This is a genomic window from Pumilibacter intestinalis (assembly GCF_943193005.1).
In the GTDB taxonomy this organism is placed as follows: Bacteria; Bacillota; Clostridia; order Christensenellales; family Pumilibacteraceae; genus Pumilibacter; species Pumilibacter intestinalis.
Map to the genome: position 1 here is coordinate 64,710 of NZ_CALPCH010000002.1, position 26,585 is coordinate 91,294.

Below are 26,585 nucleotides of genomic sequence, written 5' to 3' on the forward strand. Positions count from 1 at the left end.
ATAGTTTGTCCTCCGATAATTTTTTATTCCACTACGGCAAGCACGTCGCTCTGGCGCATTATGGTAACGTCTTTGCCGTCGATTTTGAATTCGCTGCCGGCGTACTTGGAGTAAAGCACTTTATCGCCGACTTTAAGCTCCATTACAACGTCTTTGCCGTCCACGTTTCCGCCGGGGCCTACGGCAACTACCTTTGCCATTTGGGGCTTCTCCTGGTCTTTCGCCAAAAGCACTATGCCGCTTTTGGTTTTCTCTTCGCTGTCAATCGGTTCTATTACAATCCGGTCGAACAAAGGTCTGATTTTCATAGTTATATCCTCCTGAATAGATTATTAACTTATTGGACTTAAATATAATAGCGTAAAAGTCAAAAAATAGCAAGTGTTTGCAAAAAGTTTTTGAAAAGTCAAACGTTTTTAACTTTGACTTTCTTTGACCTTTGACTTAGAAAATATTATAACGCCGCCAATTGCGTTTGTCAAGAAAATTTTACGGCTTTTGTAAAAAAATTTTAACGCGAGTATTTTTGCGGCAATAGGGGGGGGCGAGGTACGCGAAATTGCTTGCGAACTTTGGGCTTATGTTATATAATAGGTAAAAAGGTACGGAGAGAAAAACATATCATGGATAAATGGGACAATAGATTTATGGAGGTTGCCGACCTCGTTGCCTCGTGGTCGAGTTGCTTTCAGGAAAACAGGCAGGTGGGCGCGGTTATCGCTCTAAATAAGCGCATACTCACAACGGGATATAACGGCGCAAGCAGCGGGGTAAAGAGTTGCAAGGAGCGCGGAGTGTGCCTCAGGCGCGAGCTCGGTATTCCGTCGGGCACGCGGCACGAGGTGTGCTACGCAACTCACGCGGAGCAAAACGCCATAATTCAGGCGGCAAGGCTGGGGCTTAGCGTAGACGGCGCGACTTTGTACTGCACGCACCAACCTTGCGTTATTTGCGCTAAAATGATAATAAACAGCGGCATAAAGCGCATAGTTTACCGCGAAGGATATCCCGACGAATTTTCTTTGCAACTCTTAGGCGAGGCGGGCGTACAAATAGAAAAGTTCGAAAAGTAAATATTTGTAAAATTACCGAGGATAAAAATTATATGTTAAGAAAAAAAGCAGTTAATAATACTTTGCTTGCGTTGGCGGTTTTCGTTGTTTTAACGATTGCATACTTTTTGTCCTTTTCGTCCTCGTTCGGCGTTTTTGAAAACGCGCTTGCAAACGATAAATCCATACCCGACTTCTCGTTTATAGAAAGTTGTCCGAATAGCGTGTATCGCGGCGATTTATTTAGGTTCGGAGTTTTGGTTATAGATAGCGAAGAGGATAATACCGAGCAAGCCAAACCACTGAATCGTTACGTAAAAACTCTTATAGACCCGAGCGGAATAAAAGTTTACGAGGTTTCGGGTTACGGCGAACGGTATCGCACCGCGGTAACAGCCGAGAACGCCGGCGATTATGTATTGAAAAAAACGGGAACGTATACCGTTTGGTATCAAATGTTTGACGCCGACGGCAACCGTTGCGTGCTTTCGAGAACCGTGACGGTGAGTGAGCGCAACACAGTAAATACGCAGTTGTTTGACGAGCGTTTTACTGTTTCGCAGGAGTATGCGGGCATAAACGTAGGCGACAGGTTCGTTTTTAACGGTTTGGAAATTTCGGAACGGTTTGACGGTATGGAAAGCGTTCGCTATATAAAGCAGTTGAAAGACGAAAACGGCGACGTGTTGTATTGTACCGAAGGAACGGGCGAAAGTTACCGCTTGGCTCAATCGCCGGACGACTTAAACGGTTACGTTATCGAGAGTGCGGGAAAATACACCGTAACGTATTTCGCTTACGGAGAAATGAGTAATTCGTATTATTGCGAAAAATCGTTTATCGCGGAAGGGAAAATCGTAGATAACGAAAGCTTAGAGGGCGAAAGCTCGGATAAAGGCAATCGCGGCGGTTGCGGCGGATATCTTAATGACGGCGGCGGAGTTTATCGGGGCTTTGTAGCCGCAGTGTGTTTGCTCGCCGTTGTATCGAGTAAAAGGGCGCGAAAAAATATTTTGTAAATTTTATCAAAACCCCTTGACAAATCCGTCGAGGGGTATTATAATAGGGTCAAAAGTCAAAGGTCAAAGAAAGTCAAACTTTGGCGTATGACCGTTTACCTTTCGGGGAAATATAGTAGCGAAAGGCAAAAGACCGAGGAGGAGAGAGTCATGGCGAATATAAGCGATATAATCGAAGCGTTTTTGCTCGACACGCTCGGCGACGACGATACTTTGAGTATCAGCAGAAACGAGCTTGCAAACTATTTCTCGTGTGCGCCGAGTCAGATAAACTATGTGCTTAGCACGCGTTTTACGCCCGAGCGCGGATACACGGTGGAGTCGCGCAGGGGCGGCGGCGGGTCTATAACCGTGGTGCGCATTAGTCAGCCTCCGCATGAAATGCTCGAGGAACTCATAGGGCAGACTATTGCAGATGGGCTTGACTATCACCGCGCTTGTCAGATTACCGACAGAATGGAGGCGGAAAGACTGCTTTCGCGCGAGACGGCGCAGGTACTGAAAATAGCTCTTGCCGATAAATCGCTCGTTGCGCCGGGAATAGCCAAAGACGGATTGCGTGCGGGAATAATGAAATCGGTTCTTTTGTATCTTTTGAAAATGAACGACGACGGAATACGACCGCGACGGGTTTGACGGAAAGCGGTTTGTCTAAATAAATGAAAGGAGATAATCGGTTATGTTATGCGACGAATGCGGAAAGAACAAGGCTACTTTCCATTCGATAGAAAAGATAAACGGAGTTACCAACGAGCGGCATTTGTGCTCGGAATGTCAGAAAAAGTACGGCGGCAGTATCATGAAAATGTCGGGGCTGGGCAGTTTGTTCGGCGGGTTCGGCGATTTCTTTGCCGAGCCGCGGTTGCCTAAGCGCGAAGAATATATTTGCAAATCGTGCGGAACTACGGGCGACGAGTTCTTAGAGAGCGGTTTTGTGGGGTGTAGCGACTGCTACAGAGAGTTCGCACCCATTATTATGCCTGTAATACGTAGGATGCAAAGCGGCGACGCGAGCCATGTGGGCAAAGTTGCAAGCGGCGTGGAAAACAGCGTGAGCACCGAGTACGAGCGGCTCAAAAAGGAACTCGAAAAGGCGATAGAGCTTGAAGAATACGAGCAAGCGAGCATAATACGCGACAGAATGAGACAACTCAAGGGAGAATAATATAATGAGCGGAAATTATAACGACGTTGTGGTTACGAGCAGAGTTCGTCTTGCCCGCAATGCGGAGGGGTTGCCGTATCCGCATAAACTGAACGACGACAGGGCGTTGTTGCTTGTGCGCAAAGTGTACGAAGCGGTAAACAAGCGGCGTTCTGACGAAAACGCCGACGACGCCTACGGCAACGAGGAATACGCGCTTTACCGCATGGAAACGCTCGGCGATATAGACGGCGAGGTGCTCAGAGAAAAGCATCTTATAAGCAGCGACCTTTTGGACAACAAGAAATACGGCGCGGCTATAATAAACGACAGCGAAACGGTGAGCGTAATGGTGGGCGAGGAAGACCACATACGCGCACAGTGTATTTTGCAAGGTTTCAATTTGCCCGAGGCGTACCGCAAGATAAACGGAGTGGACGACGATATTTCCAAAGCGGTCAAATTCGCTTACGACCCCAAACTCGGATATCTCACGAGTTGCCCCACCAACATAGGCACGGGAATGAGAGCTTCGGCAATGATGTTTCTTCCGGGACTGAGCATAACGCACAATCTCGAACAGTGCGTGGGTGCGGTTGCAAGGCTCAACATGACTATTCGCGGCGTGTACGGAGAGGGTAGCGAAACCGACGGCTATCTGTATCAGATTTCCAACCAAAAAACGCTCGGCGTATCCGAGCAAGATATTCTTTCGTCGGTGCAGGCTTCGATAGGACATATAGCCGACACCGAGCTGAAAGCGCGTGACGAGCTGTATAAAGCGGGCGAAACCGCGCTCAAAGACCGCATTTTGCGCTCATTTGGTATACTATGTCACGCATATACGCTCGACAGCAAAGAGTTTATGAAACTTTTTGCCATGGTGAAACTCGGCGCGTACTACGGGCTTATCAAAGTTTCCGACTCTCAAAAATTCGAGAAACTCGTTACCGACGCACAGCCCGCAAACATACTCAATTTGAGCGGCAAAAAGCTGGGCGAAGAAGAGCGCGATATATTCCGCGCGGCTTACGTGGCAAAAACGCTCAAAAGCATTTGTAAAAGATAAGGAGGTATTTAATTATGACTTTTCCCGTTTCCGAAAATATGAAAAAGGCGGTGGATTCGGCGCACGACGCGGCTATGCGTTACAGCAATCCCGTAATAGGGACCGAGCACATGCTTTACGGTCTTGTTACCACCGAGGGCAGTCTTGCGGGTCAGCTTTTGCTCAAAGGCGGATTGCGCCCCGAAACGCTCGAAAAGATTTTCGAGGAGTCCGACCACGTTTCTCAACCCGACGTAGACCTTACGCCGCGCGTAAAGCAAACTTTTATGATAGCGCAAAGGTTGAGCCAAAGTAACGGCGGCACTTTTGTGGGCACGGAACACTTTTTGTTCTGTATGCTTCAAGACCCCACTTCGTTTGCCTATTCGATTTTGGCGAGCATAAGCACCATGAATATAGGCGGTATTCTCGAAAAGTTGCAAGAGGCAATCGGGGGCGGGCGCACCGATGCGGCGGGAACGTCGGCGAGCGGCGGCAACGCTCTTCCCGCGCAACTTTCCGACCTCGGCATAGACCTTACGCAGAGGGCGCGAGAGCACAAGATAGACCCCGTAATAGGCAGAAAAGAGGAAATCGAGCGCATAATTCAAATCCTCTGCCGCAAGACCAAAAACAATCCCGTGCTTATAGGCGAGCCCGGCGTGGGCAAAAGCGCGGTTGTGGAGGGGCTTAGCAAAGCCATTGTTGAAGGCAACGTACCCGAGCTGCTCAAAAACAAAATAGTGTTCAGTCTCGACCTCGGTTCGCTTATGGCGGGCACTAAGTATCGCGGTGCACTCGAGGAAAAACTCAAAAACGCGATAGACCTTATAAAGTCGCAACAGAACATAATAGTGTTCATAGACGAGTTGCACACGCTCGCGCAGGCGGGGAGCAAGGAAGGAGAGGTTTCTCCCGCCGATATTCTCAAGCCCTATCTTGCCCGCGGCGAAATGCAGACCATAGGTGCAACCACAACCGACGAGTACCGCAAGTTCATAGAAACCGACAAAGCTCTCGAACGCAGATTTCAGCCCATAATAGTAGCTCCGCCGGGAGTGGACGACACCATAGAAATACTTCGCGGCATACGCGACAACTACGAAGCGTTTCATAAAATCAAGATATCCGACGAAGCTCTCGTTGCGGCGGCTAAACTCAGCGACAGATATATAACCGACAGGTTTTTGCCCGATAAGGCGATAGACCTTATAGACGAAGCTATGAGCAAAGCCAAAGTGGGCAAAAACACCGTGCCCGACGGCTTGAAAGAAATGGAAGACGAGGTGCGCAATCTCGATAAGCTCAAGCAGGAAGCTCTCAATCACGAGGACTACAAAAAGGCGGGAGAACTTCGCGACCGCAGAAAAGAACTCGAAGCCAAGATAGAGCGCAAAAAACTCGATTGGAGCAAAAACTCGGAGCGCGTCGGCGACGAAATAGGTCCCGAGGAAATAGCCGAGGTTGTGAGCAAGTGGACCAAAATACCGGTAACCAAACTAACCGAAACCGAAACGCAACGGCTTGTAAATCTCGAAGAGATATTGCACAAGCGAGTAATAGGTCAAGACGCCGCCGTTGTGAGCGTGGCGAAGGCGATAAGGCGTGCTCGCGCGGGCTTGAAAGACGCCAACCGCCCTATAGGTACGTTTTTGTTCCTCGGTCCTACGGGCGTGGGCAAAACCGAACTTACCAAAGCTCTCGGCGAAGCTATGTTCGACGACGAGAACGCCGTAATCAGGTTGGATATGTCCGAATACATGGAAGCTCATTCGGTGAGCAAACTCATAGGCGCGCCTCCGGGATACGTAGGTTTCGACGACGGCGGACAGCTTACCGAGCAGGTGCGCAGAAGACCGTATTCGGTTGTACTGTTCGACGAGATAGAAAAGGCGCATCCCGACGTATACAACGCTCTCCTTCAAATGCTCGACGACGGCAGGATGACCGACAGCCAAGGCAGAGTGGTAAGTTTTAAGAATACCATAATAATAATGACGAGCAACGCGGGTGTTGCCGACTTAAAGCAGACAAGTCGCAGTTTGGGATTTTCGTCGCAGAGCACCGAAGCTCCCGACGAAAAGCGCACGGAAGAAATTCTCACCGACGCGCTCAAGCGGCACTTTAAGCCCGAATTCCTCAACCGTATAGACGTTGTGAGCATATTCCACCACCTCGGCAAGCAGGATATAGCCAAAATTGCGGATATAATGCTCGCAAAGGTGCAAAAGTCGCTTTCCGAGCGCGGAATAACTCTCAAGCTTACCGACGCGGCGACGGACTTTATAGTAAACCGCGGCTACGACCCCGAGTACGGCGCACGCCCGCTCCGCAGAGTGATAGAACAGTACGTGGAGGACAACATTGCCGAAGCTTTGCTTGACGGAAGCGTGCGGGATAACTCGGTAATTACCGTAGATATTGTGGATGGACAGGTGAAAATACGGTAGTATATCACGCATAGTATTGATTTGATATAATCGCATTGCAAAAACTTGAAATTATTTACATTAAATTTTCAAAACCCTATTTACAAGACGGTTAATATGTGATATACTGTAAACAAGGTGCGAACAGTGCCACTAACTTACCGGGAGGGACTTAGAATGAGAATCGAATTTTTGACCAAGAATTACAACCCGAGCGAAAAACTCAAAGACGTTATCACCAAAAAGGTGGAGCGGCTCGACAAATTTTTCGAGGACGACACCAAGGTGAAGATATTGCTTAAAAAAGCAAACGACGTCGAAACTTTGGAGCTTACCATAGTGCTCGACAGTTCGGTTATGCGTGCCGAAGTGTCGGGCGACAATATGTACGATAATATAGATATCGCGTTGCCCAAGCTCGAAAAGCAGATAATAAAGCACCGCACCAAACTCGTTACCAAATCCAAAAAAGTGAGAATTAAAGAACTCGACGCGTCGAGCGTGCCGCTTGCGGATAAAGAGGACTCGCAACACGGCGTTGTGCGCAGTAAGTCTTACGAGCTTACTCCCATGACGGTGGACGACGCCATAGAGGAACTCGAGCTTGTAGGTCACAGCTTTTACGTTTTCAGCAATAAAGCAACAAAGAACGTGAACGTATTGTATAAACGCCGCGACGGGGATTACGGTCTTATAGAAGCGTTGCAATAGTGTAAAAGTGTAAAAAGGCATGACAAAAAAGAGTCTGAATTAAGGCTCTTTTTTCTTGTCTTTCGCAAAGGAAAGGAGTATAATATATTTAATCGAAATTATCGGAGGACTGTAATATAAAATGTATCTCAAGTTCGACTACAACAACATGATGCAAGAGGCAATCGGCAAAGAAGGTATTTTGCCCAAAGAGTTCGATAAGAACGCGGCCATGATAGAAGCCGCCCGAAAAACCGTGCTCGACAATCGCGGCAAAGGTTGGCAGGAATGGTGCGATTTGCCGTTTGCGCCCGAGAGCGAAATCGACGAACTTATATCTTATTGCGGAGCTATAGGCAAGAAAGCGGAAAGTTTCGTTATACTCGGAATAGGCGGCAGTGCGCTCGGTCCGCTCAGCGTTGCAAGCGCGTTGCTCCATTTGCACCACAACGAGTTGCCCAAAGAAAAGCGCAACGCTCCCAAACTTTACGTTGAGGATAACGTAGACCCCGAGCGTATGGCGAGCCTTCTCGACGTGCTCGACCTCAAAACGGCTTATTTCAACGTGATTACAAAGAGCGGCGAAACGAGCGAAACGCTCAGTCAGTTCCTTATTCTTTACTCCGCGCTCAAAAAGGAACTCGGAGAGGAAGAAGCCAAAAAGCATATCATAGTAACTACCACCATAGGCAAGGGCACGCTCTACAACGTGGCTCAAGCGGAAGGATTTAAGATTTACGGCGTGGGCAAAGGCGTGGGCGGCCGTTTTTCGGTGCTCAGCCCCGTGGGACTCGTGGCGTTTGCGGCTCTCGGACTTGACGTTAAAGCCATGCTTAAAGGCGCGGCGGAAGCGGCTAAGTCGGCGGAAGAACGGGACGTAAAGAAAAATCCCGCGCTTTTAACGGCGTTTTTGCAGGTAAAGGCTATGGAGAACGGCAAGAACATAAGCGTTTTGATGCCGTATGCCGACAGCCTTAAGTTTATGGCGGACTTTTACTGCCAACTTTGGGCGGAAAGTTTGGGCAAAGCCGAAAACCTCAACGGCAAAACGGTGCACGTGGGGCAGACTCCCGCAAAGGCTTTGGGCGTAACCGACCAGCACAGTCAGGTGCAGTTGTATACCGAAGGTCCGTTCGATAAAGTCGTTACCTTCCTTGCGGTGGAAGATTTCCGCACAACCGTTGTTATATCAGACGACAAGACCGTCAACGCGTGCGATTTCCTCAAAGGTCACACTCTCAACGAGCTTATAAACGCAGAGCGCAAGGCTACCGAGTTCGCTCTCAAGAAAGCAAACCGCATGAACTTTACAATCTATCTGCCGTCGGTCAACGAGCAAACGGTAGGCGAGCTTTTGATGTACTTTATGTATCAAACTGCGTTTGCGGGCGCGATGCTCAATATAGACACGTTCAATCAGCCCGGCGTGGAAGAGGGGAAAAAGGCTACGTTCGCTATGCTCGGCAGAAGCGGTTACGAGGCAAAACTCGAAGAAGTCAACGCCGCAGTACACAAAAAAGATTATATAATATAGCGAATGATACTCGGAATTTCAACCGCATCTTTATTCGGGCGCGCAGTTACCGAAGACTCTTTCGAGATATTGCGACGGCTGGGAGCGGATACCGCCGAGGTGTTTCTCAACACCTTTTCGGAGTACGAAAAGCCGTTTGCGGACTCGCTCGTGCCGCGGCTGTGCGGAATTAAAGCACATTCGGTGCACTGCCTCGGAACGCAGTTCGAGCCGCAGCTTTTCAATCCAAATCCCCGCGTGCGTGCCGACGCCGAAAGCATTTTTCGCAAAGTGTGTTGCGCCGCGTTTATTCTCGGAGCGAAATACTACACCTTTCACGGTCCTGTAAGACTCAAAAACCGCAAGTACGACTACGATTACGACAAACTTGCCGAGCAAATAAACCGTCTTACCGATATAGCGCAGAGCTACGGCGTAAACTTGAGTTACGAGAACGTGCACTGGACTTACGCGAGCGAACCCGAATATTTTTCGCAGCTGTTGCCGAGGTGTCCCGATTTGTATGCCACGCTCGATGTTAAGCAGGCTGTGCTTGCGGGCAGAGAGCCGCTCAAATACATAGAAGCCATGCGCGGGCGAATTTCCACGGTGCACCTGTGCGACGTTTGCAAAGACGGCTCTACGGCGTTGCCGGGAAAGGGCAAAATAGATTTCGAAAAGATTTTGCGCGAGATAGACAGAGAGTATCCGAACATGAGATTGATGATAGAGGCGTATTCCGAAGATTTCCGAACTTTGGACGAATTGCGGCAATCTTACGAGTACATAGCCGATATAATGGTAAAAATCAAAAAATAAACCGAAAAAGGAGATAATAATGAACAAGAAAAGCGTAAAGGACGTTGACGTAAAGGGTAAAAAGGTGCTTGTGCGTTGCGATTTCAACGTACCCATGAAAGACGGAGCAATAACCGACGAAAACAGAATTAACGGCGCGTTGCCCACCATTAAATACCTTCTCGACAACGGCGCGAAGGTAACTCTTTGCTCGCACATGGGCAAACCTCATTCCATATTTTCGGACGAGGTAAAGCTCAATAAGAAAGACAAGAAAAAGGTTGAAGCGGGCGAAACCACGAAAGAGGCTATTATAGAAAAAGCCAAAAAGGACGAACCCAAAAAACTCACTCTTGCGCCCGTGGCAAAGCGGCTCAACGAGTTGCTCGGCGGCAAAGTGGCTTTTGCTTCCGACGTTGTGGGGGCAGACGCTAAGGCAAAGCGCGACGCGCTCAAGAACGGCGAGGCTGTGCTTTTGGAAAATCTTCGTTTCCATTGGGAAGAAGAGGGCAAGGAAGAGAATTTCTGCAAAGCTCTCGCATACGACGCGGAAATATTCGTAAACGACGCGTTCGGCACGGCTCACCGCAGCCATGCTTCCACCGCGGCTATAGTGGAATACGGTATTGTTAAAACCGCCGTATGCGGCTTCCTTATAGAAAAGGAGCTCGAGGTAATGGCGGCTACGCTCGAAAACCCGCCGCGCCCGTTCGTGGCTATTCTCGGCGGAGCGAAAGTTGCCGATAAACTCAACGTGATATCCAACCTTCTCGACAAGTGCGACACTCTCATTATTGGCGGCGGAATGGCTTATACGTTCTTGAAAGCCAAAGGCTACGAGGTGGGGCAGTCGCTTCTCGACGAAGAAAAGATACAGTACTGCAAAGATATGATGGAAAAGGCGGCAAAGGCGGGCAAGGAATTGTTGCTTCCCATAGACACCGTTGTTACCACTCATTTCCCCGAGCCCATAGACGGCGCGATAGAAACCGAAATCGTTCCGTCGGATAAAATCCCCGCCGATAAGATGGGCATGGATATAGGCGAAAAAACCCGCAAGCTCTACGCCGACAAAGTAAAGAGCGCGAAAGCGGTAATATGGAACGGACCTATGGGCGTGTTCGAAAATCCCACGCTCGCAAAGGGCACGATTGCGGTTGCGCAGGCTCTTGCCGACGTGTACGGCAAATGCACTACCATAATCGGCGGCGGCGACAGCGCGGCGGCCGTTCAGCAACTCGGTTTTGCCGATAAGGTAACGCACATTTCCACTGGCGGCGGCGCGTCGCTCGAATTGTTCGAAGGCAAAGTATTGCCGGGCATCGCTTGCTTAAACGATAAATAATATTAAAGATTGATACCGCGTAATGAAAAACCCTCCCTGCTATTGCAGGGAGGGTTTTGGCACCACCATGGGGAATTGAACCCCAGACTTCGGCGTGAGAGGCCAACGTCCTAACCTCTAGACTATGGTGGCACAGCCGTTTGTTTCGACAGCTTTGTTATTATATCACAGTATATATAAATAATGCAAGCGTTTTACGCTAAAAAACAAATAAAAAAGCCGCCCGAAAGAGCGGCTTTGCTTTTTAACAGGTTACTTTACTATAAAGGGCGCAAGTTCGGATACAAGGTCGTCGCACTTGTCGCTGTATATCTCGAGTACGATGGGTTTGGAAAGGTCGAGACTGAAGATGCCGAGCAACGATTTCGCGTCTATTACGAAACGGCCGCTACGCAAATCTATATCGTAAGGGTACTTGCTCACAACGTTTACAAAGTTTTTGACGCTTTCCGCCATACTTAAAGACACTTTCAGGGATTTCACAGACAGTCCTCCTACAAAATTTTATTTGCTTAATCTCAGTATAAACGAAATCCGCGAAAAAGGCAATCGTTTTTACAAAATATTTTCAAAAAAGTGCTTGTGCGCGGCGTTATAATGTGGTAAAATTATACTATAGCATATAAAAAGGGAACTATAGCATGGACAGACAACAAGTATTCGCGGCAATGGAAACCGATTTGAGTAAGTCGCTCAAGGCTTTTAATTCCGCCGCCGCCGATATGATGACGGCAAGTTACATAATAGTAATGGGAAAGCTTTCCAAACTTTTGCAAACGGTTGCGGGGTCGCGTCCGCTGTATGATTTTATGGCGGAAACCACGCAGGGATACAACTTTGTGGAGGAGTTCAGAGGACGTCAGTTCCGCGACGAATACTCGCGCCCGTATATAGATATGCCCGAAGACCCAGACGAGCAGATAAAATTCGCGTTTTGCATGCTTTTTGCGATAGATACGGGTAAACTCAATCTCGAGAACCTGTTGCACACTTTTTATACCGACACCGACGCCAACGCCGAACTCGACCGCTTTTGCAACGAGGTGTTGCGCCCGTTCGTGGAAAATCTGAACGCCGTGTTTATCGCGCCCCCTCAAGAGGAAGAACAACCCGAGGAGGATTATGCCGACGAATATCCGCAAGAGGAAGGGGAATACGCCGAAGAAACCTCGGCGGAAGAGTAGATAAGTAAAGAATTATAAAAGTTCTTTGGTCATTTGCTTATAAGGCAAATTTTCGTAACCGCATTTTTCGTATAATTTTATAGCTCCGAAATTTGCGGGTTCTACTTCGAGCCTTATGCGTACCGCAATATCGCGGTACGCTTTTTCTATGTAGTCGAAAAATTGCTTGCCTATGCCTTGCCCGCGATATTCGCTTTTAACAAACAAATCTTCTATCATTATGCTTATGCCGCCGTATTCGGTGGAATAGCCTTTGGAGATAATGGAATAGCCCGCGATTCGGTCGCCTTTAATAAACACGTAGCCTTCCGCAAAGGGTAAATCGCTTACGCAATCGTCGAAATCTTTTTCGAGTATGTGGGCGGGGGAATGGTGCAACAGAGCGGGGGAAGCGTAAAATTCGCTCATCATTGCGAGTACTTCTTTTTTATCGGATATATTCATTTTGCGTATTTGCATTTCAATCTCACTCCTTGCGGGTAATAAAAAAATAACGTAAGCCGAACGGTTCGACTTACATTATATTTGGTGCCCGAGACCGGACTCGAACCGGTACGATGTTGCCATCACGGGATTTTAAGTCCCGGGCGTCTGCCTGTTCCGCCACTCGGGCAAATAAAAAAGCCCATGATAATCACGGTGCATGCCGCGGGTAATGGGCTGATTGGAGGCACCACCCGGACTCGGACCGGGGGTAAGGGCTTTGCAGGCCCCTGCCTTACCGCTTGGCTATGGTGCCATGATATTATTATATGCGCGGCACGTAAGGACCGTGAATTAAATTTGGAGCGGAAGACGAGATTCGAACTCGCGACATTTGCCTTGGCAAGGCAACGCTCTACCACTGAGCCACTTCCGCATGGTGGGAGCTACAGGGCTCGAACCTGTGACCCTCTGCTTGTAAGGCAGATGCTCTCCCAACTGAGCTAAGCTCCCAAGTCCCACATGCTTGATGCTTATATACTATACCAAATATTAAAATAAAAAGCAAGGGATTTTAATAGACTTTTCAAAATTTTTTTTCTTAAATTGAAACATTTATTTACAAAATTTTCGCGCTTAAAAACGGAAGCACTGCATAAAATATGCAGAGAGGAAAAAAGAAGAGATGTTTCAATTCGGTTTCAGTATAGCAAACGAGCACGAAAAGTGGTTCGAAACAATCGAAGAAGTTTTTGCGATAAGAGTAAAAAAGGCGGGCGGTATCTACGCCGCCGTAAAGAAGAACGACAGAACGGTTATAGCCGCGGCGTGCGAAACCCGCAATAAAAACGGGCTTATATCAGAGATACGGGATTGTTTAACCGATATGTATGCCACCGTGGTTAAGCACGACTTTCTCACGAGTTCCATAAAGTTGCCTATGGACGCGCCGTCATATAATCTTTTAATTCATACCCTTGTGGCGTTTGACAGGGAGAACGAACGCGACTTGATAAAAGACGGGCTTATAATGCGCAACGGAATGTCGCTCGACGGAATTTACTATTTCAGATTACGGGAACTGCGCAAGCATTGGGAAGAGATATCCGAGCTTGCCGTGAGCAACGCGCCTTTTTTGTTGGACGAGGACACGCTAAACGAACTCATTCGTTTTTTGATTAGCGCGGTAAACCCCAAAATAATGCGGCTTGACGTAACGCAAAAAGACAATAAATACAACGTAAGCGGGCATTTGCCCGAAAGCGATTTCGAATACAATATAGTGGGCACGGAACAGCTCATGCTGTATCTTATAGATATCGCGCCGCTCGAGCTTAGACTTTACGGGCATTTCACCGATAAAAGACTGTGCGACCGTCTTGTGCGCATATTCGACGCAAAACGTGAAGATAACTGCGAAGTGAGCGGAAGATGTTGACGTTGTGATAAAATTTTCAATACAAATCGCTTGCTTTAATCCGTAAATTATGTTAAGATAGTTTCATTGAGTTATTAGGAGAAACCGTAAATAATGTTTAACTTTTTAGTCGGTAAGGTTGAGCCGCAAACGATTATAATGATTGTGTTGCTCGTAGTTATGGTGGGCGTACTTATAGTTCTGCCCATGTTCACCAACAAGCGCAGAAACAAAGCAATCAACGATTTGCACTCCTCGCTGCGCCCGGGCGACGTTATAAAGACAGTGGGCGGAATAGTGGGAACTATCAAAGAAATCAAAGATATCAGCCCCGTTGACAAAGAGATGGTTGTGGAAACCGGCGTAGGCGATAATAAGTGCACTATGGTGTTCGATATTCAGGCTGTTTATCAGGTGCTCAGCAAGGTGGACGCGCCCGCGGTTGCGCCCGCGGCACAGCCGTTCGAAGAGCTTCCCAAAGAAGAGCCCGTAGAGGAGAAGGTTATTGAAGACGTAGCCGACGCTCCAAAAGCGGAGGAAGAAACGCCCGTTTCGGAAGAAGCCGAAAAAGAACAGGCGGCTACCGCAGAGCCGAGCGAACCCGCGGCGGCAAAAAAGAAAACCGCCAAAAAATAATAAAGACAAGCCGTAATAAAAAAGCGAACCTCCGCATATACATTAGTATCTGTATGCGGAGGTTTTTGTATGGAAAACGAAGTAAAAAAAGGCACGGCGATATTCGAAACGGTCAAGGCTCTCATAATAGCCGTGATACTGTCGCTCGTGTCGGTGTTGCTCGCCGCGCTCGTAATCAAGCTGTTCAATCTCGGTAACGGCGCAATTCCCATTATCAATCAGGTAATAAAGGGCGTAAGCATATTGCTCGGCTGTTTAATCGCCATTAAGAGCAAACACAACTCGTGGCTTAAAGGCATTGTGATAGGTATTCTTTATATCGCGTTGTCGTTTGTAATATTTTCGCTTCTCGACGGCGAATTTTCGTTCGGCTTGGGCATATTGAACGACGTGGCTCTCGGCAGTATAACCGGTATGGTGAGCGGCATTCTCGCGGGATTGAAAAAACAGCGTTAAAACACTTGATTTTATTCGCGTAATTTTGTATAATCGAAGAGTAAGTTTTTATTCGGAGGATATTACAATGAAGCACATTAAAGTTATAGCCGAGAAAACCGTTGAATGCGGAGCCGGCACGGGTTGCGGCGAATGTCAGGCAAGTTGTCAGTCGGCGTGCAAAACGAGTTGCACCGTGGGCAATCAGTCGTGCGAAAGAAAAATAGACAGAATTCAGAAAGAGGATAATAAGTAAATTTACGTAAGATGGTTCATACCTTTACTTGTCTCGGGCGGAATTTCCTGCTCGACGTAGAAAGCGGCACTTTGTGCGGCATAGACGAAAACACGCGAAAATTTATAGACGCTATCAACTCTCCGAACGGCGAAATGAACCTCGGGGAGTTTTCGCGTTTAAGCAAAATTTATCCCGAAGAAGCGCAAGAAATAAACGAGCTTATTAAAGCGGGCTCGCTGTTTTCGCGCGGAACGGATTTTGTTCCGCCAAAGCCCGACGGCACGATAAAATCCATGTGCCTCAATATTTGCCATAACTGCAACCTCGCTTGCGCGTACTGTTTTGCCGACGAAGGCAAATACTGCGGCGAAAAGGCGAGCATGAGCGCGGAAACCGCTTGCAAGGCACTCGACTTTTTGGCGGAAAAGAGCGGAACGCGGCGCAACCTCGAGGTGGACTTTTTCGGCGGCGAGCCGCTTATGAATATGCCCGCGGTATACGCGGCGGTTAAACACGGGCGCGAAATAGAAAAAAAACTGAACAAAAAATTCAGATTTACCATGACCACGAACGCGGTGGGGCTTACCGACGAAATAGCCGATTTTCTCAATCGCGAAATGTATAACGTGGTTCTCAGTATAGACGGACGAAAAAGCGTCCATAATCAAGTACGAAAGACGCAAAACGGAAAAGACTCCTTCGACGTTGTTCTCAAAAACGCTTTGGCTTTTAGGCGTAAACGGGGAGAGGGGCAGTATTACGTGCGCGGCACGTTCACCGCTCTGAACAAGGATTTCGCCGCCGACGCTCTCGCTCTTGCCGATTACGGCTTTGACAGACTGTCGCTCGAGCCCGTGGTGTTGCCAGACGGGCATCCGCTCGCTTTCGCCAAAGAGGATATAAGCGGACTTTGCGAGCAGTACGAAATACTCGCGGCGGAATACGTAAAGCGCAGGCAAAATCCCGACACGTGGTTCAGCTTTTTCCATTTTATGGTGGATTTGAAAAATTCGCCATGCCTAAGCAAGCGTTATTCGAGTTGCGGAGCGGGCACGGAGTACGTTGCCGTAACGCCCGCGGGCGCGATTTATCCCTGCCATCAGTTCGTGGGAAACGAAAAATATCTCATGGGCAGTATTTTCGGCGGAGAGATAAACGCCGAAATTTACGAAAAGTTTTGCGGCAACAATCTCGCGCACAAACCGGTGTGCAAAGACTGCTGGGCAAAATATCATTGCAGCGGCGGTTGCGCCGCAAACGCGGTGAATTTCAACGGCAGTATTCAAAAGCCTTACGAAACGGCTTGCGAGCTTATGCGCAAAAGGCTCGAATGCGCTTTGGCGGCATACTGCTTGGAGAACGAAGGCTGATACTTACAGGTTTTTGCAATAAACGCTTTGAATTTGTTTGACTAACCTTTGCGTTTTATTATATAATAGTTTTATTGCATGCAGGAGGCTCTGAATGAAGAAAAAATCGTCAATCATAAAAATAGCTATAATTGGCGTGATAACTATAATAGGTTTGGTGCTGTCCTTTTGCACTTTTCACATCGGTCTTACAACGTTTAAGTCGTTCGGCAGTTCGATAAAGCTCGGTCTTGACCTCAAAGGCGGCGTATACGCCGTATACGAAGCAAACGAAGACGACGACAGCGATATGAACACGCGAATGAACGCAACGAGAACCCGTCTCGAAAGATTGCTTACAAGCAGAGGATACAGCGAAGCTACGGTTGTGCGCGAGGGCGGCGACCGTTTGAGAGTGGAAGTGCCGGACGTAGACAATCCGGGTGCTATTTTCGATATTATAGGAAAACCCGCCGAGCTTAGATTTCAGCTCTCCACGGTGGACGCGTCAAACAACGTGTCGCTCAGCGGAGATATTATTCTTACCGGCAGAAATATTTTGAGCGCGTCGGCGCAGTATTACGAAGGCAAAGCGGTAGTTGCTCTTTCGCTCAACGCAGAGGGTACGGAAGCGTTCTCCAAAGCCACGTCCGAAAATATCGGAAAAACCATGGCTATAGTTTCCACGGTGGACGGCAAGGACCAAATTATTTCCAACCCCACTATAAACGTGGCAATCACCAACGGACAAGCCATTATAGACGGCATGGCGGATATGGAAGCGGCGCAAGAACTCGCCGACCAAATAACCGCGGGTCAGTTCGAGGTTAAACTCTCGCTTCTCGAGAATAGTACCGTTTCTCCCACGCTCGGAGAACAGGCGTTGTTCTACGGCATAATAGCGGGCGTTGTGGGCTTGTTGCTCGTAATGGCGTTCCTTATATGGCGTTACCGTATGCTCGGAGCGGTTGCATCCATGGCGCTCTTGCTGTATTCGGTTTTGATGTTGTTCTTCCTCGCGGTGCTCCCGTGGGTTCAGCTCACGCTCCCCGGCATTGCGGGCATAATTTTGAGCATAGGCATGGCGGTTGACGCCAACGTAATAATCTACGAACGCATACGCGACGAGTTCAAAGGCGGCAAATCCATGCTCGCCTCGTCGCACGCAGGCTTTAAGAAAGCAACCAAAGCCATTATAGACAGTAACGTAACCACGATAATCGCGGCGGTTGTGTTGCTTATCTTCGGTACGGGTTCTATAAGAGGTTTTGCAATCACGCTTTTGGTAGGCATAATTCTTTCGCTGTTCACATCCATGCTCGTTACGCGCAAACTCGTTAAATATTTTATGGCTGTTCTTCCCGATAAGCCCGGCATGTTTAGCCTTAAGAGAGGAAAAGAGGCGGAGCAGGACGGCAACGCTAACGACGGCAATGTAATTACCGATAGCGAGGTAACGGAAACGACCGTTTCGGAAGATAAGGATATTGCCCAAACTGACGTTAAACCGCTCGAAGGGGAGGCTGCTTATGAAAATATCTAATCTTCTCGAAAAAGATTTCAAGATTGTAGAGAAAAAGAAGATTTGGTTTATAATACCCGCGTGCATTGTTGCCGTGGCTATTGCCGTAATGGTAATATTCGGAGTTACCACGGGCGAACCGCTCAATCTCGGCATGGATTTTACGGGCGGTTACACCATTAACGTAAGTCTTTCAACCAAACTCACGGACTCCACTTATCAAACTTATACCGAACAGGTAACCGATATTATAGAGGCGCTTAAAGACGAAAACGGCAATTCTTACGGACTCAAGGTTGCCAACATTCAGCGACAGGGTTCGGGAGATACCGCCGCTCTCTACGTTAAGTATAAAGCCGCGCCGGACGCGGACGACGCAAGAATGAACGACGAGATAAATCCCGCCATAGAGGAAGCTCTCGGAGAGGTGTTCAAAATAATTCCCGCCGTTACGTCGGAGGGAGATAATCACACCGTTACTTATTCCGATTTCAGACTTGTAGACGATACGTTTAAGCAAAAATCGGAAAGCATAAAGGCGGCTGTTTCGGGCGCGAGCGGATTTGCGCTCAGCGACGACCGCAAATCCATAACCTTTACCGCGAGCGGCGTGAGCGAAAGTTTTGTTGCCGACGTTATTAAAGCCGCCACTATTGACGACCGCTATTCGGGGCAGGCGCGCAAAAGCGACTCCGTGAGCGCGACTGTCAGCGGCGAATTGCTCACCGACGCGTTGCTTGCGATATCGCTTGCAATAGTTCTCATGCTCGTTTATATCGCTTTCAGGTTCGAAGTGTCGAGCGGACTTTCGGCAATAGTTGCATTGTTGCACGATATTATAATAATGTTTTCGTTTATGGCTATATTCCACATAGAAATAAGCAGTACGTTTATCGCCGCGCTTATTACCATACTCGGTTATTCCATAAACAACACGATTATAGTATTCGACCGCATACGCGAAAACTCCAAGTCGCTCTATTACAAGAACAGCACCGCTACGTTTATAGCAAATCAGTCCATAAGAGAAACGTTGATGCGCTCTATCAACACGTCTATCACCACGCTAATCACTATAGCCATGGTTGCGATAATAGGCGTGCCGAGCATACGCGTATTTGCTCTTCCCATAATAGCGGGTTTGCTTGCCGGTACTTTCTCGTCTATATTCATTTCGCCGTCTATTTGGGCTATGTGGAAAGACCGCAAGCGCAAGTTGCCTAAGTCCGACAAGGAAAAAAAGACCGAGGGCAAAAAAGCGGCAGTTGCATAAAACCGTGAAATAATGGATAAATAAGCCTTCTTTGGGAGGCTTATTTTTATAAGGAAAACGAATGAATTTCAATTTGGTAAAAAAGAACAACGCTATTCCCGACTCGCAAAAGGTAAAGAGCTTGAGCGACCTTTTCGGCTTGCATCCCGTACTCGCCGAATTGCTCGTTTTGCGCGGGGTGGATACCGAAGAGAAAGTTCGTAAATACTTGCAACCCGATATCGCCGATTTATACGACCCCTTTCTCATGAAAGGAATGAGCGAGGCGGTAGAGCGCATTAAAATCGCCATAGAAGAAAAACAAAAGATAGTGGTGTACGGCGATTACGACGCCGACGGAATATGCGCGGCGTCTATACTATCGCTGTATCTCTCGTCGCTCGGCTTGGAGGCTTACGTTCATATCCCCAACCGCGTGGGCGACGGTTACGGGCTTAACGTAGACTCCATAGAGGAAATAATAGACAAGTGCTGTCCCGACCTTATTCTGACTTGCGACTGCGGAATTTCGGGTAGCGAAGAGGTTGCGTATGCCATGGACCTCGGAGTAGACGTTATAGTTACCGACCACCACGAGGTTGCCGACGTTATTCCCGATTGCATAGTGGTAAATCCCAAGCAGAGCGACTGCGGATATCCGTATTCATACCTTTGCGGCGCGGGAGTGGCATTTAAGCTCGTGCACGCGCTCGGGGGCTTGGAAGAGGCGTTGCGCTACGCAGACCTTGCCGCCGTAGCCACCGTAGCCGACCTTGTGCCGCTTCTCGACGAAAACCGACTGATTGTTCAGCTCGGACTGAAAAAGCTCGAAGAACGGCAAAATCTCGGCTTGAAAATGCTTATAGACGACCAAAAACTGACCTATCCCGTTCACAGCGGCGATATAGCTTATAAGATTGCGCCGCGCATTAACGCCGCGGGCAGAATGGGGGACGCGTTCCGCGCGTTCGAATTGCTCACAAGCCCCGACACCTCCCGTGTTGCCGCTATTATAAACGAAATTAACGACGACAACAACAACCGCAAAATACTGTGCGACAAACTGTATGCCGAAGCCATAACGGATTTGCAATACGAAGATTTGGTGCGCGACCGCGCAGTGATACTCGGCAATCCCGAATGGGAAAAGGGGATTACGGGCATACTCGCCGCGCGGCTCGCGGGCGATTTTCACCGCCCCGCGTTTATAATGGTGAATTCGGGCGATTACTACAAGGGGACTTCGCGCAGTATTCCCGGCATAAACATATACGAACTTTTGAGTTCGGTCGGCGATATACTCGTAGAGTTCGGCGGGCACAGTCAGGCGGCGGGATTTTCCATAGAGGAAAAGAATATAGCGGAGTTCAAAAAGCGCGTTAACGCCTATTTGAGCGACTTTGACGAAGCGTTATTCGAGCCTACTCAGGAATACGATATGGAGATATCGGCAAGCGAGCTCGATTTGAACCTTGCTCGCGCCCTCGAGTGCATAGAGCCGTCGGGCAACAGCAACGCAAGCCCGCTGTTCAAAACCACCGTGAACGCCTGTTCAATCGCGCCTTGCAAAAACAATCGCGTTCACACAAACGTAACTCTCGAGAACGGGTTGCAAATACTCGCGTTCAACTTTTACGAACAAAATCAGTTTCTCATGGGCGAGGGGGACAAAGAGCTTATACTCGAATTGCAACTCAACCGCTACGGCGGCAGGGAGAACGCGAAAGGCTTTTTGAAGGCGGCGATACCGCACAACCTTTATATAAACGACTCCGTTGCAAAGGCGAATTATCTCAAAACGCTTTCTTACGGCATGGGCAAAAAAGAAGATTTTATTTCATATAAGCCCGAGCAACTCTCGGAGATAGCGGGTAACGAAATTTTCGGTACGCTCATTATTGCGGGTTGCGCTCAAACTTACAAAGAGCACGCAAGCGAGGTAAACGCACAAAACATTCTCAACGAATTTTTGTATTCCACGAGCATGAACAACTATTCGCGAGTTATGGTTTCGCCCGAAATCAACTCCAATCTCATGCTTTCGGCATACGATAAAATAATATTTTTGGATACTCCTCCCGGCTACGCGTTGCCCGCGTATTTTTCGCGCAAGACCAACGCTAAAATTTACGTGCCCGAAAAGGACGGGCAAAGCGCGTTTGCGGAGGGACTGGACTGCGGCAGAGATAAATTCGGCGAGTGTTTCAACGCGCTCAGAAAAAACCAAAACCTGTCGTCGACCGATATACTTTCTTATTACAAACTGCTTAATGCGCGGCAGCCTATCGGTATCGCGCAGTTTATTGCGGGAGTAATGGTGTTCAGCGAGCTCAAACTGATTAAAGTTACGAAGAGTCCGTTTACCGTAACGGTGGACGGGCAGGCAAGGGCGGAGCTCGGCTCGTCCGCCATATACAATTACTTGTGCGGAATGCGGGAGTAAAGGTATGCAACAATTAAAAGAGCGTTACAAGAAAATATTTCCGTCCAATCAGGTCAAGATACTCGACGAGGTTTACGACTACGCTTCGCGCATGCACGACGGACAAACGCGCGACAGCGGCGAGCCGTATATAATACACCCCATAGCCGTGGCGAATATTTTGCTCGACCTCGGACTCGATTACAAGACCATTGCCGCCGCGCTTTTGCACGACTGCATAGAGGACACGCCCGCAACCGACTGCGAAATACGCGACAAATTCGGCGACGAGATATGCGAGCTTGTGCTCGGAGTAACCAAGCTCGATAAGATAACTTTTAAGTCCAAAGAGGAAGAACAGGCGGAGAATTTCAGGCGCATGTTTTTCGCCATGGCGAAAGATATCCGCGTAATTCTCGTTAAACTTGCCGACCGCCTGCACAACATGCGCACTATTTCGAGCATATCCGAAGAACGGCAAAACGCTATGGCTAAAGAAACTTTGGAAATTTACGCGCCGCTCGCCTCGCGTTTGGGACTGAGTTACTTTAAGTGCGAACTCGAAGATATGTGCTTAAAGGTGTTGCATCCCGCCGTTTACGAGTCTCTCGTAAACGAAATTTCGCTCAAACGCGCCGAACGCAACGAGCTTGTAAACCGCATTTGCGAACAGCTCACCAAACTACTCAAAGAACTTAAGGTTAAAGGCGAGGTAAGCGGACGCCCCAAACATTTTTACAGCATATACAAAAAAATGGTTAATCAGGGTCGAACTTTCGAGCAGATATACGACCTTACCGCCGTGCGCGTAATAGTGGAAAACGTGCGCGACTGTTACGAAGTTCTCGGCATGATACACACCGTTTGGAAGCCCATTCCGGGCAGGTTCAAAGACTATATCGCCGTGCCCAAACCCAACAATTATCAGTCGTTGCATACTACGGTAATGACGGGCTACGGCATGCCGTTCGAAATTCAGATACGCACTTACGAAATGCATAAGATTGCCGAATACGGCATAGCCGCGCATTGGAAATACAAGGAGAACCGCAAGGAAGCCAATGAGCTCGATGAAAAGCTCGAGTGGCTCAGGGGAGTAATGGACGAGGCGGGCGACGCGTCTACAAGCCCGCAGGAGTTTTACGAGTCGCTCAAGCTCGACTTATACAGCGGACAGGTTTTCATATTCACGCCTAAAGGCGACGTTGTGATACTGCCCGAGGGGTCTACGCCCGTTGACTTTGCGTACAACGTGCACAGCGCGGTGGGCAACAAGTGCGTGGGCGCGAAGATAAACAACAAAATAGTGCCGCTCGAAACAAAGCTCACAACGGGCGACTATGTGGAAATCATCACCTCGAACACGGCGAAAGGACCGAGCCGCGACTGGTTGCGTTTTGCCAAGACCGCGCAAGCGAAGAGCAAAATCCGCGCGTTTTTCAAAAAGGAGCAAAAGGAAGACAACATAAAGCGCGGCAGAGAAATGCTCGAAGAGGAAGCAAAACGGCGCGGCTACTCTCTCAATCAGTTGCTCGTGCAAAAGTGGCTCGATATTATAATGCAACGCTACTCCATATCGTCTATGGACGATTTGTACGCGTCGGTGGGGTACGGCGGATTTACCGTAAACCAAATCCTTCTCAAGCTCATAGATTTTTATCGCAAAGAAGCGGAGTCGGTCAGGCAGCCGTCTAAGAGCGCGGCAACAACCGACGACTCTGTTGTGCACGGCGTTATAGTGAAAGGGCACAGCGACCTTTTGGTGCGCATGGCGCGTTGCTGTACGCCCGTTCCCGGCGACGAAATAATAGGCTACATTTCGCGCGGGCGCGGAGTTGCCGTGCACCGCAAGTCTTGCCCGAATATGCGCAACGCCGAGCCGTACAGGCTCATAGAGGCGCATTGGGCGGGCAATCAAAACGCGCCGTTCGCCGTTGCCATGCAGGTGGAGGCAAAGAACAGCAACGGACTTTTGATGCAGATTACCACCATACTGTCGGAGCTTAAACTTTCGCTCCACAGTCTTAACGCGAGAGTAGACAAGAACCGCAACGCCATAATAAATTTCGGCGTAAAAGTTACCAAAATCGAGCAGATAGACGCACTTATCAAAAAAATCCAACAAATACCCGAAGTGGAAAAAGTATTCAGGAGCAGTTCTCTTTAATGAAAATACAAACCGTGGTAACAGGCTACATGGGAGAAAACGCTTACGTTGCGTCCGACGGCAAGACGGCGGCGGTGATAGACCCCGGCGCGGATGCGGGCGCGATAGAGGCGGCAATGCAAGGGCTTGACTGCGTTGCGGTGCTTCTCACTCACGCGCATTTCGACCACATAGGCGCGGCGGCGTATTTCAAGCGCAAGGGCGCGAAAATATACATGCACCGCGACGACGAAAAACTGCTTACGGACGGCGGGCATTTGGCTCGTCAATTCGGCGAAACTCTCGACGAGTTTGTGCCCGACGTCTTCGTTTCGGACGGCGACGAACTCGAAATAGGCGAAATGAAATTCAAGGTGTTGCATACTCCCGGTCACACCGACGGAAGCGTGTGCTACATATCGGAAAATATTGTTTTCAGCGGCGACACGCTGTTTTGCGGCGGAGTGGGCAGAACCGATTTCCCGTCGGGCAGCGCACAAAAACTTTATCGCTCCATAGACGAAAAGTTGTTTGCTTTGCAAGGCGAATACAAAATATTATCGGGTCACGGCGCGCCCTCGTCGCTCTCTTACGAAAAGAAAAACAACCCGTTTCGGATATATTTATGCGCGAACCGATAACAAATCGCGGAGATATCCGCAACGAGCTTTTCGAAACGGTGAGATGTTTTTGCGCATGCGAGTCCGACTGCGCAGAAAGCGTTGTTTTCACCCATATCCGAAGCGGTAAAAACATATTCTTCGTTTCGGTGGGAGATAAAAAGTACAAGTACGAGTACGCGCTTTGCCCGTATGAGGACAGGCTTGAATACGTGCGTTACGACCTGTATACCTGCAAGTCCGCGCTTTACTGTGCGCTTTCCGAATATTTCGGGCGCAAAATGCCGTGGGGTAGTCTTACGGGTATTCGTCCCACGCGCGTTGCCGCAAGACTGCTCGAACGCGGCGTGCCGCACGAAGATATCGCCGCGCGGCTGTGTTCCGACTATTTCGTGTCGCGCGACAAAGCCGAGCTTACGGCTCGGATTATATCGGTGCAAAATCGCACGGTGGGCGACAGGATGAGCGTGGTTTCGGGCGGCGGGCAATATCCGCCGAACAATCTCGTAAATTTGTACGTGCACATTCCTTTTTGCCCCACGCGTTGCGCATATTGCTCGTTCGTGTCCGAAGGCATAGAAAAGAAAACGTGGTTGCTGTCGCCTTACGCGGAAGCGTTGTGCCGAGAGATACGTCGCACCAAAGCGATTATCGCCGAGCAAAACAAAAAGATTTTTTCGGTGTACATAGGAGGGGGCACGCCCACGGTGTTGCCGCCCGAACTGTTGCGCTCGGTGCTCGAGGCGGCGTATTGCGAAGATGCGGAATATACCTGCGAGGCGGGCAGACCCGACACCATAGACGAAGAGAAACTGCGCGTAATGTACCAAAGCGGCGTAAACCGCATAAGCGTAAACCCGCAAACTCTCCACGATAAAACTTTGCAAGCGATAGGGCGAGCGCACTCGTCGGCTTGTTTTTTCGAAGCGTACAATATCGCCGCCCGTTTCGGGTTTGTGAAAAACGTGGACCTTATAGCGGGACTCGAGGGAGAAACCGAAGACGATTTCGCTTCTTCGCTATGCGGAGTTTTGGCTCTTTCGCCCGAAAATATTACGGTGCACACGCTGTGCCTTAAGCGCGGTTCTCGCAACGCGCTTTGCGAAACGGAGCAAAACTCGCACACCGAAAAAATGGTGAATTACTCGGCGGGCGCACTAAGCTCGAGCGGCTACGAGCCGTATTATTTGTACCGCCAAAAGCAGATGACGGCAAACCTCGAAAACATAGGGTGGTGCAAGCCGAACTTTTTGTGCGTAAACAACGTAACGGTAATGGAAGAAACTTTGCCCGTGTACGCTTGCGGCGCGGGAGCGATAAGCAAGTTGACTCTCTCGGGCGGGCGCATACTGCGGTTTGCCAACGCGAAAGACGTTATTTTGTATTTGCGAGAGTTTGAGGAGCGAATTGCAAAAAAAGAATTATTTTATACGACAAATTGCTGAAAATTCCTGAAAATCGGTTTACTTTATCGTAACGATATGGTATACTTATAAAGTACCTTGATACTCGGAGTTGTGCGCTCTCCACGCACCTACACTCAGTTTTAAGGCGAATAACATTTAACGGAGGTAAAAACATGGACAAGGAGACCAAGGCGGAAATAATCGCCAAGTTCGCAACGCACGAGGGAGACACGGGCAGCCCGGAGGTTCAGGTCGCGCTTCTTACGCACCGCATCAACCACCTTACCGAGCATCTTAAGGAGCACCATAACGACCATCACTCGCGCAGAGGACTGCTTCAGATGGTAGGTTCGAGAAGAAGTCTTTTGAACTATCTCAAAAAGCTCGATATCGAAAGATACAGAGCGCTTGTTGCCAAATTGGAACTCAGAAAGTAATTTCGAGCGAAGAAGAGCCGACCGCGGTTGGCTCTCGCTTTTTAGTTGCGTAAAAATGCG

The 26,585-nt window shown here is 48.9% G+C and carries 26 protein-coding genes and 5 tRNA genes; 23 read left to right on the top strand and 8 right to left on the bottom strand.

From position 1 onward, the window contains the following. Window positions 1-23: 23 nt before the first annotated feature. Window positions 24-308, bottom strand: a complete 285-nt coding sequence (locus NFR55_RS01310; RefSeq protein WP_251545427.1) for a co-chaperone GroES — start codon at window positions 306-308, stop codon at window positions 24-26. 315 nt (window positions 309-623) lie between these two features. Between NFR55_RS01310 and NFR55_RS01315 the strand changes: the two genes are divergently transcribed. The 10 genes from NFR55_RS01315 to NFR55_RS01360 all read left to right on the top strand — a co-directional run bounded on the left by NFR55_RS01315 (window position 624) and on the right by NFR55_RS01360 (window position 11,038). Beyond that, entirely contained in the window at window positions 624-1,073 is a 450-nt protein-coding gene (locus NFR55_RS01315; RefSeq protein WP_338052308.1) for a deaminase, read from the top strand. 32 nt (window positions 1,074-1,105) lie between these two features. Further along, the gene (locus NFR55_RS01320) at window positions 1,106-2,071 is read left to right on the top strand and encodes a DUF5011 domain-containing protein (RefSeq protein ID WP_251545428.1); all 966 of its coding nucleotides are present in this window, start codon (window positions 1,106-1,108) and stop codon (window positions 2,069-2,071) included. A 150-nt stretch (window positions 2,072-2,221) separates the two neighbouring features. Continuing rightward, the gene (locus NFR55_RS01325; RefSeq protein WP_251545430.1) at window positions 2,222-2,707 is read left to right on the top strand and encodes a CtsR family transcriptional regulator; all 486 of its coding nucleotides are present in this window, start codon (window positions 2,222-2,224) and stop codon (window positions 2,705-2,707) included. Window positions 2,708-2,750: 43 nt separating this feature from the next. Further along, complete coding sequence (locus NFR55_RS01330; RefSeq protein ID WP_251545439.1) at window positions 2,751-3,236, top strand: UvrB/UvrC motif-containing protein; 486 nt, start codon at window positions 2,751-2,753, stop codon at window positions 3,234-3,236. A 4-nt stretch (window positions 3,237-3,240) separates the two neighbouring features. Continuing rightward, window positions 3,241-4,284, top strand: a complete 1,044-nt coding sequence (locus NFR55_RS01335) for a protein arginine kinase (RefSeq protein ID WP_251545441.1) — start codon at window positions 3,241-3,243, stop codon at window positions 4,282-4,284. A gap of 14 nt (window positions 4,285-4,298) precedes the next feature. Further along, the gene (locus tag NFR55_RS01340; protein ID WP_251545443.1) at window positions 4,299-6,713 is read left to right on the top strand and encodes an ATP-dependent Clp protease ATP-binding subunit; all 2,415 of its coding nucleotides are present in this window, start codon (window positions 4,299-4,301) and stop codon (window positions 6,711-6,713) included. 156 nt (window positions 6,714-6,869) lie between these two features. Beyond that, entirely contained in the window at window positions 6,870-7,403 is a 534-nt protein-coding gene (gene hpf, locus NFR55_RS01345; protein ID WP_251545445.1) for a ribosome hibernation-promoting factor, HPF/YfiA family, read from the top strand. Window positions 7,404-7,524: 121 nt separating this feature from the next. Next, window positions 7,525-8,916, top strand: coding sequence for a glucose-6-phosphate isomerase (locus NFR55_RS01350; RefSeq protein WP_251545447.1), 1,392 nt, complete (start codon window positions 7,525-7,527; stop codon window positions 8,914-8,916). 3 nt (window positions 8,917-8,919) lie between these two features. Beyond that, entirely contained in the window at window positions 8,920-9,714 is a 795-nt protein-coding gene (locus tag NFR55_RS01355; RefSeq protein ID WP_251545449.1) for a sugar phosphate isomerase/epimerase family protein, read from the top strand. Window positions 9,715-9,730: 16 nt separating this feature from the next. Further along, the gene (locus tag NFR55_RS01360; RefSeq protein WP_275556899.1) at window positions 9,731-11,038 is read left to right on the top strand and encodes a phosphoglycerate kinase; all 1,308 of its coding nucleotides are present in this window, start codon (window positions 9,731-9,733) and stop codon (window positions 11,036-11,038) included. Between the two features lie 57 nt (window positions 11,039-11,095). Here the strand turns inward: NFR55_RS01360 and NFR55_RS01365 are convergent. Next, window positions 11,096-11,170, bottom strand: a tRNA-Glu gene (locus NFR55_RS01365). Window positions 11,171-11,290: 120 nt separating this feature from the next. Continuing rightward, window positions 11,291-11,521, bottom strand: coding sequence for an HPr family phosphocarrier protein (locus NFR55_RS01370; protein ID WP_251545452.1), 231 nt, complete (start codon window positions 11,519-11,521; stop codon window positions 11,291-11,293). A 158-nt stretch (window positions 11,522-11,679) separates the two neighbouring features. On the opposite strand from NFR55_RS01370, the gene NFR55_RS01375 reads away from it, so the two are divergent. After that, window positions 11,680-12,222 (top strand): hypothetical protein, encoded by a 543-nt coding sequence (locus NFR55_RS01375; RefSeq protein WP_251545454.1) that lies wholly within the window; start codon window positions 11,680-11,682, stop codon window positions 12,220-12,222. Between the two features lie 12 nt (window positions 12,223-12,234). Here the strand turns inward: NFR55_RS01375 and NFR55_RS01380 are convergent, their stop codons facing one another. From NFR55_RS01380 to NFR55_RS01400, 5 genes are all read right to left on the bottom strand, one after another. Then, window positions 12,235-12,681, bottom strand: coding sequence for a GNAT family N-acetyltransferase (locus NFR55_RS01380; RefSeq protein WP_251545455.1), 447 nt, complete (start codon window positions 12,679-12,681; stop codon window positions 12,235-12,237). A 67-nt stretch (window positions 12,682-12,748) separates the two neighbouring features. Beyond that, window positions 12,749-12,835: transfer RNA gene (locus tag NFR55_RS01385), tRNA-Leu, on the bottom strand. 52 nt (window positions 12,836-12,887) lie between these two features. Beyond that, window positions 12,888-12,961 (bottom strand) — tRNA-Cys (locus NFR55_RS01390). 45 nt (window positions 12,962-13,006) lie between these two features. Next, window positions 13,007-13,081: transfer RNA gene (locus NFR55_RS01395), tRNA-Gly, on the bottom strand. A gap of 1 nt (window position 13,082) precedes the next feature. Continuing rightward, window positions 13,083-13,158 (bottom strand) — tRNA-Val (locus NFR55_RS01400). 172 nt (window positions 13,159-13,330) lie between these two features. On the opposite strand from NFR55_RS01400, the gene NFR55_RS01405 reads away from it, so the two are divergent. From NFR55_RS01405 to rpsO, 12 genes are all read left to right on the top strand, one after another. Next, window positions 13,331-14,083 (top strand): hypothetical protein, encoded by a 753-nt coding sequence (locus tag NFR55_RS01405; RefSeq protein ID WP_251545458.1) that lies wholly within the window; start codon window positions 13,331-13,333, stop codon window positions 14,081-14,083. Window positions 14,084-14,176: 93 nt separating this feature from the next. Next, window positions 14,177-14,698 (top strand): preprotein translocase subunit YajC, encoded by a 522-nt coding sequence (locus tag NFR55_RS01410; protein WP_251545460.1) that lies wholly within the window; start codon window positions 14,177-14,179, stop codon window positions 14,696-14,698. A 69-nt stretch (window positions 14,699-14,767) separates the two neighbouring features. Continuing rightward, window positions 14,768-15,154: a TIGR04086 family membrane protein gene (locus tag NFR55_RS01415; RefSeq protein ID WP_251545462.1), complete on the top strand. Its 387-nt coding sequence runs from the start codon at window positions 14,768-14,770 to the stop codon at window positions 15,152-15,154. 67 nt (window positions 15,155-15,221) lie between these two features. After that, the gene (scfA, locus tag NFR55_RS01420) at window positions 15,222-15,389 is read left to right on the top strand and encodes a six-cysteine ranthipeptide SCIFF (RefSeq protein ID WP_251545464.1); all 168 of its coding nucleotides are present in this window, start codon (window positions 15,222-15,224) and stop codon (window positions 15,387-15,389) included. 11 nt (window positions 15,390-15,400) lie between these two features. Beyond that, window positions 15,401-16,741 carry a thioether cross-link-forming SCIFF peptide maturase gene (gene scfB, locus NFR55_RS01425; protein WP_251545466.1) on the top strand — a complete coding sequence of 447 codons (1,341 nt, stop codon included), beginning with the start codon at window positions 15,401-15,403 and terminating at the stop codon, window positions 16,739-16,741. Between the two features lie 94 nt (window positions 16,742-16,835). Then, entirely contained in the window at window positions 16,836-18,263 is a 1,428-nt protein-coding gene (gene secD / locus NFR55_RS01430) for a protein translocase subunit SecD (RefSeq protein WP_251545468.1), read from the top strand. Next, the gene (secF, locus tag NFR55_RS01435) at window positions 18,250-19,515 is read left to right on the top strand and encodes a protein translocase subunit SecF (RefSeq protein ID WP_251545470.1); all 1,266 of its coding nucleotides are present in this window, start codon (window positions 18,250-18,252) and stop codon (window positions 19,513-19,515) included. The genes secD and secF overlap by 14 nt, the downstream gene beginning before the upstream one ends. 61 nt (window positions 19,516-19,576) lie before the next feature. Next, on the top strand, window positions 19,577-21,937 hold the full coding sequence (gene recJ / locus NFR55_RS01440) for a single-stranded-DNA-specific exonuclease RecJ (RefSeq protein WP_251545472.1): 2,361 nt from the start codon (window positions 19,577-19,579) through the stop codon (window positions 21,935-21,937). A gap of 4 nt (window positions 21,938-21,941) precedes the next feature. Next, a complete protein-coding gene (locus NFR55_RS01445; protein WP_251545474.1) occupies window positions 21,942-24,083 on the top strand; it encodes a RelA/SpoT family protein in 2,142 nt (713 codons plus the stop codon). Further along, complete coding sequence (locus tag NFR55_RS01450; RefSeq protein ID WP_251545476.1) at window positions 24,083-24,703, top strand: MBL fold metallo-hydrolase; 621 nt, start codon at window positions 24,083-24,085, stop codon at window positions 24,701-24,703. The genes NFR55_RS01445 and NFR55_RS01450 overlap by 1 nt, the downstream gene beginning before the upstream one ends. After that, window positions 24,688-26,127, top strand: coding sequence for a coproporphyrinogen dehydrogenase HemZ (gene hemZ / locus NFR55_RS01455; RefSeq protein WP_251545478.1), 1,440 nt, complete (start codon window positions 24,688-24,690; stop codon window positions 26,125-26,127). Before NFR55_RS01450 ends, hemZ begins: the two co-directional genes overlap by 16 nt. A 134-nt stretch (window positions 26,128-26,261) precedes the next feature. Beyond that, window positions 26,262-26,525 (top strand): 30S ribosomal protein S15, encoded by a 264-nt coding sequence (gene rpsO / locus NFR55_RS01460; RefSeq protein ID WP_251545486.1) that lies wholly within the window; start codon window positions 26,262-26,264, stop codon window positions 26,523-26,525. Window positions 26,526-26,585 lie beyond the last annotated feature (60 nt).